Below are 4,403 nucleotides of genomic sequence, written 5' to 3'. Positions count from 1 at the left end.
CGGGTGCGGACCGGGCGCGGACGCCGGGGCCGAGGACGCCGGGGCGCCGCCGTTGCCGGTGGCGCCGGGGCGCGCACCGGGGCGGGGGCGACGGGCGGACGCGCCGCCGTTGCCGCCGCCGTTCATGGAGTCGCGCAACTTGCGCGCGACGGGGGCCTCCACGGTCGAGGACGCCGACTTGACGAACTCGCCGAGGGATTCCAACTGGGTGAGTACTTGCTTGCTGGTGACGCCGAGCTCCTTCGCGAGCTCGTGCACCCGGGCCTTGCCTGCCACGGATCTCCTCATTCTCGAGGTCGGCGGCGTGCCCGCGACCTCGTGTCCTACGCCTGCCCGCTCATCGCGAGTGCTTCACGGCTGGCTCATCGGGGGTCGACCTGCTTCCTTGTTCTCCGGCTCCGACGGGGCGTCGAGGCCTGCGCCCGGGTCCGGACGACGGTTCCGTCCCGAGCAGTGCGTGCAGTGCACCGGTGTCCAGCGGTCCCGGGACGCGTAACGCCCTGGGGAACGCCGACCGGCGCTCCGCGCGGTGCAGACAGTCGGCAGCGGGATGCATCCAGGCTCCCCGCCCCGGCTCGCGACGCCGTGGATCGGGTTCGCATGCCCCGTCCACGGCCACCACTCGCAGCAGTTCCGACGCCGGCTCCCGCGATCGGCACCCCACACAGGTGCGCACCGGTCCTTCGATCGGTACGTCCTGGCGAGGGACCGGGCGGGTCCGGGCCATGTGTCACTCTACCGCGCTCGTCCCCACAGTCAGAATCGCCCGTACCCACGACCCGGGCCGGACGACCTCTGCTACGGGGCGACGAGGTCCGGCTCCGGCTCGGCGTCCGACCGGATGTCGATGCGCCACCCGGTGAGCCGCGCGGCGAGCCGGGCGTTCTGCCCCTCCTTGCCGATCGCGAGCGAGAGCTGGTAGTCGGGGACGACGACGCGGGCGGCGCGCGCCCGCTCGTCGGTCACCTCCACCGAGACGACCTTCGACGGCGAGAGCGCGTTGCCGACGAACTCCGCCGGGTCGTCGGAGTGGTCGATGATGTCGATCTTCTCGCCGTGCAGCTCGTCCATGACGCCGCGCACCCGCGCCCCCATCGGGCCGATGCAGGCGCCCTTGGCGTTGAGGCCGGGGACGTTGGAACGGACCGCGATCTTGGAGCGGTAGCCCGCCTCGCGGGCGATCGCGGTGATCTCGACCGCGCCGCTGGCGATCTCGGGGACCTCGAACGCGAAGAGCTTGCGCACCAGGTTCGGGTGCGTGCGGGAGAGCGTCACCACCGTGCCGCGCGGCGACCGCGAGACACCGACGACGTAACAGCGGACCCGCTCGCCGTGTTCCAGCTTCTCGGCGGGCACCTGCTCGGCGGACGGGATGACGCCCTCGACCGACCCGATGTCGACGACGACGACGCCGCGCGCGTTGGCCCGCGCGTCGCGCTGGACGACGCCGGAGACGACCTCGCCCTCGCGCGTGGCGTACTCGCCGTAGCTGCGGTCGTTCTCGGCGTCGCGCAGCTTGGCCACGACGACCTGGCGCGCGGTCGCCGCGGCGATGCGGTCGAACCCGGCGGGGGTGTCGTCGACCTCCCCGACCCGCTCGCCGTCCTCCCCCAGCTCCGGCACCAGCACGCGGATCTCCCCGGTGGCGCGGTCGACCTCGGCGCGGGCGCCCGGCGTCTCGCGCCCGGCCTGGCGGTAGGCCGAGAGCAGCGCCGACTCGATGGCCGAGACGACGGTCTCGAAGGAGATGTCCTTGTCGCGCTCGATGGCGCGCAGGGCCATCAGGTCGACCTTCACTGCTCCTCCGCTCCGATGCTGTCCCGCCGTGCCGCCCGCAGCGCCTCGACCTCGGCGTCCGGGGCGGGCTTGAACTCGACCTCGACCCCGGCGCGCGTGACCTCGTCGAGCGACACCGTGCGCAGGTCCTTCCCGACGGCGAGTGTGACCGCCGCCGGACCGTCGTCGGGGGTGTGCACGCCACCGACCCGGCCGGTCAGCGTCTCGCCCCCGGAGAGGGTGACCGCGACGCGGCGCAGCCACGCGCGCTGCCAGTGCCGCGGCTCGGTGAGCGGCCGGTCGGTGCCCGGCGTCGAGACCTCGAGGGTGTAGGCGCCGGCGAGCGCGTCGCGCACCGCCGGGTCGTCGGACTCGCGCGCGTCCACGGCGGCCGAGACGTCGCGCGAGAGCTCGGCGACGGCGTCGAGGTCGGCGCCGCCGGCCGGGCCGTCGTCGACCCCCGGGACCTCGGGCGGTTCGACGGTGACGCGCACGACGAGGCGGCGCCCGGCGGGTCGGACGTCGAGGTCGTCGAGCACGAAGCCGGCGCGCCTCACGACCTCGTCGACGACGGGGCGCAGGGCGCTGACGGCGGCACCGGTGGGTGAGCCCACGGGCGCAGGGGACACGGCGGGGTCCTCCAACGGGGAGAGTCCTGGATGGGGTGGGTCCGGACGGGGAGCGCGGCCTGGAGAGGGCGACGGGGCCCCGTGGGTGTCCCAGCCTAGCCCGCGTCGTGGCGTCGCGACCCGGCCCGGCGGCCCGTCCGCCGCCCGGTCTCCCTGGCAGGATGACCGGCGATGGACCACCCCTCGCCGTCGCGACGCAGCGTCCTGCGGGCCACAGCAGGACTGGCACTGGTGGGGCCCGCGCTCACCGTCGCGGCGGCCTGCGGGAACGCCGACGAGGGCCCGGACGAGCTCGAGGCACCGCTCGCCGCGGCGCGGGCGGACGCCGCCCTCGCGACGGTGGCCGGGCGGTCGTTCCCCGACCTGGCCGCCCGGGTCGGACCGGTGGCCACCGCGCGTCGGGCCCATGCCGACGCCCTGGCCGCCGAGGTGCGCCGGGCGCGTCCCGACCGCGCGGACGCGGTGGCCGCGCCGGTGGCCGACCCCGCGCCGCCCGCCTCGTCGGCCGCGGCGGCCACGGCGCTGAAGACCTCCCTCGGGGCGGCCCGCGACGCCGGGTCGGAGCTGGCGGTGCGGACGGCGCGCTACCGCAGCGGGCTCGTCGCCTCGGTGGCCGCCGCGTGCGGCGGGCTGACGGAGACGCTGCCGTGAGCGGCGCCTTCGTGGGCGGGGCGCGCTGATGGCGGGGCCGCTCGACGACTCCGACACCCGCTCGGCGGTCCAGGCCGTGCTCGGCGCGGAGCACGCCGCGATCTGGTCCGCCGGGCTGGCGACGGCCTACCTCCCCGCCGACGAGCAGACCGCGCTCGCCGACGCCGCCCTGGCGCACCGGGAGCGCCGGGATGCGCTGGTGGCGCTCTGCGAGACCGCCGGGGTGCCGCCGGCTCCCTCGGCCGCGGCCTACGCGACCCCGCGCCCCGTCACGGACGCCGCGAGCGCGGCGGCACTGCTGGCCGTCGCCGAGGACGACACCGCGGTCGGGTGGCGGGCCGTCCTGGAGCGCACCGACGACGCGGAGCTGCGCCGCACCGGGGTGGCTGCCGTGGTTTCGGCGGCGTCGGTGGGTGTGCGCTGGCGCGGCCTGGCCGGCATGCAGCCGCTGGTGGCGTCCTTCCCCGGAACGCGCTGAGCGAGGTCCTGCCGACCGGGAGCGGGCCCGGCCGCGAAGCGTGGCCGCCCTCGCGAGGGGCACACCGCGCAGCTCGGCGGGCCGACGAGCCTGCGCTCAGTGCCCCTGATCATCGTCGGGCGGCGGACCCGATCCGGCGGCCTCCGCGAGGGGCACACGCCGCAGGACGGAGCGCCGCCGAACCTGCGCTCAGTGCTCCTGATCTTCGCGCCGGGCTCGCAGCCTCGGTCGCGGTCAGCGCAGGGCCGTCGCCTGCCGGGCGACCCGGTCGAGCGTGCTCTCCCCGACGGACCCGCCGCCCGCACCGGGCGCGGTCTCGGCGATCACCACCGACTCCCCCACCTGGGTCGAGCCGTAGCCCGCGTTCCCGAGCGAGGCCGGCGCCCCCACGAAGCCCCGTCCCTCGCGCAGCAGGTCCGCGACGTTCCCGGTGCCCGACGAGTCGACGAGGGCCTTGAACGCCGACGCCGAGGCCGCGTCGCCCATCGTCACGACCGCCACGGACGCGACCATCGCGCCACCCCCGACCTCGCCGGACCACAGCGAGCGGTCGAGCTGCACACACGGGTGCTGGCGCAGGAACTGCACCGCGAGGCCGTAGGCGTGGCCCTCGCAGCTGGGCTCGGTCGCCACGACCTGCTGCGTCCAGGACACCCCGTCCACGACGCGCACCGGCAGCGCAGCCGCCTCCTCCGGCGTCGGTGCCCCCGCGCGCACGACGAGCACCGCGACGCCGAGGGCCACCGCGAAGGTCGCCGCGGCGGCGACGCCCAGCCCGCGCCAGGTGCCCAGCCACTCGGCGGCCACGACGCGGCGGGTCCGGCGCTGCCGGCGGTGCGGCCGGCCCGGGTCGGAGGCCCACGGACCCA

7 protein-coding genes are annotated in these 4,403 nt (G+C 76.7%); 2 read left to right on the top strand and 5 right to left on the bottom strand.

Annotation, left to right across the window (positions count from 1 at the left end):
- The 4 genes from AC0CYZ_RS32360 to AC0CYZ_RS32345 form a co-directional block, all read right to left on the bottom strand.
- Positions 1–276: translation initiation factor IF-2 N-terminal domain-containing protein (locus AC0CYZ_RS32360; protein ID WP_472222498.1), on the bottom strand; the 276-nt coding region annotated here is incomplete at its 3' end.
- Positions 277–337: 61 nt separating this feature from the next.
- Positions 338–727, bottom strand: a complete 390-nt coding sequence (locus AC0CYZ_RS32355) for a YlxR family protein (RefSeq protein ID WP_472222496.1) — start codon at positions 725–727, stop codon at positions 338–340.
- 71 nt (positions 728–798) lie between these two features.
- Complete coding sequence (gene nusA / locus AC0CYZ_RS32350; RefSeq protein ID WP_472222494.1) at positions 799–1,797, bottom strand: transcription termination factor NusA; 999 nt, start codon at positions 1,795–1,797, stop codon at positions 799–801.
- Positions 1,794–2,405, bottom strand: coding sequence for a ribosome maturation factor RimP (locus tag AC0CYZ_RS32345; RefSeq protein WP_472222492.1), 612 nt, complete (start codon positions 2,403–2,405; stop codon positions 1,794–1,796). The genes nusA and AC0CYZ_RS32345 overlap by 4 nt, the downstream gene beginning before the upstream one ends.
- Before the next feature lie 171 nt (positions 2,406–2,576).
- Here AC0CYZ_RS32345 and AC0CYZ_RS32340 point away from each other — a divergent pair, with 171 nt between their 5' ends.
- Positions 2,577–3,056, top strand: a complete 480-nt coding sequence (locus AC0CYZ_RS32340) for a hypothetical protein (protein WP_472222490.1) — start codon at positions 2,577–2,579, stop codon at positions 3,054–3,056.
- A gap of 28 nt (positions 3,057–3,084) precedes the next feature.
- Complete coding sequence (locus tag AC0CYZ_RS32335) at positions 3,085–3,534, top strand: DUF4439 domain-containing protein (protein WP_472222488.1); 450 nt, start codon at positions 3,085–3,087, stop codon at positions 3,532–3,534.
- Between the two features lie 234 nt (positions 3,535–3,768).
- Here the strand turns inward: AC0CYZ_RS32335 and AC0CYZ_RS32330 are convergent.
- A partial coding sequence (locus AC0CYZ_RS32330) for a hypothetical protein (protein WP_472222486.1) occupies positions 3,769–4,403 on the bottom strand: 635 nt, incomplete at its 5' end.

The organism is Actinomycetospora sp., assembly GCF_055612215.1.
This window is presented reverse-complemented; position numbering and strand designations above follow the sequence as displayed.

Coding starts and splice junctions, on each gene's coding strand:
- AC0CYZ_RS32355 (WP_472222496.1), bottom strand. CDS start 727: ATGGCCCGGACCCGCCCGGTCCCTCGCCAGGACGTACCGATCGAAGGA.
- AC0CYZ_RS32340 (WP_472222490.1), top strand. CDS start 2,577: ATGGACCACCCCTCGCCGTCGCGACGCAGCGTCCTGCGGGCCACAGCA.
- AC0CYZ_RS32335 (WP_472222488.1), top strand. CDS start 3,085: ATGGCGGGGCCGCTCGACGACTCCGACACCCGCTCGGCGGTCCAGGCC.